Raw genomic sequence first — 912 nt, forward strand, 5'->3', positions numbered from 1 at the left:
GGCCGCAGGTAGGCCCATTCGTCGAGCAGGGTGCGGTTGAAGCGTTCGACCTTGCCGTTGGTCTGCGGGCGGTAGGCGCGGGTGAGCTTGCCGGTCGCGCCGAGCTGGTTGAGGGCGTCTTTCCAGGCCAGGCCCTTGCGGTAGGCCCAGGCGTTGTCCGTGAGGACGCGCTCGATGCGGGTGATGCCGTGGGCGTGGAAGAAAGCGGCTGCGCGGGTGAGGAAGCCCGCGCAGGTTGCGACCTTCTCGTCCGGGTGGATCTCGCTGTAGGCGAGGCGGGTGTGGTCGTCGACGGCGGAGTGGATGTAGTCGAAGCCCATGCCGCGGATCGGCCGGCCGGCGTCGCGGCCGCGGACCTTGTGGCCGCCGCCGTCGGGGATGCGGCCGAGTTTCTTGACGTCGACGTGGACCAGTTCGCCGGGGCGGTCGCGTTCGTAGCGGCGGATCACGGTGCCGGTGGGCCGGTCCAGCCAGGCCAGGCGGTTGAGGCCGTGACGGGTCAGGACGCGGTGCACGGTGGATGCGGGCAGGCCCAGGACCGGGCCGATGCGGGCCGGGCCGAGCTTGCGGTCCCGCCGCAGCCGGCATACCCGGTCCTCCACCGTCGCCGGGGTGCGGTGCGGTGTCCGGTGCGGCCTGCTGGAACGGTCAACAAGCCCGGCCCCGCCTTCCTGACGCCAGCGGCGGATCCACTTGTGGGCCGTGGCCCGCGAGATGCCCATCTCGGCGGCCACATGAGCGACAGGACGGCCCGAGCGGACACGTTCGACGAGCAACCGCCTGCCATGAACGGTCAGCCGGGCATTACGGTGGGACACGAAGACCTCCGTGCGGTGTGTTCCTAGACAGCTCCACCACATCGGAGGTCTTCGCCATGTTCAAGACCCGCCAGTGTCAGCAACGCTCGTGATC

Annotated in this window: 1 protein-coding gene; it reads right to left on the reverse strand. The window is 70.3% G+C overall.

Features of this window, described 5'->3' with window-relative positions; all coding sequences use genetic code 11:
• Positions 1-818, reverse strand: an 818-nt coding sequence (locus tag Q5694_RS34775; RefSeq protein ID WP_333937516.1) for an IS481 family transposase, incomplete at its 3' end; no start/stop codon positions are given.
• Between the last annotated feature and the right edge of the window lie 94 nt (positions 819-912).

This window comes from Streptomyces sp. AHA2, from assembly GCF_036857595.1.
Taxonomy (GTDB): domain Bacteria; phylum Actinomycetota; class Actinomycetes; order Streptomycetales; family Streptomycetaceae; genus Streptomyces.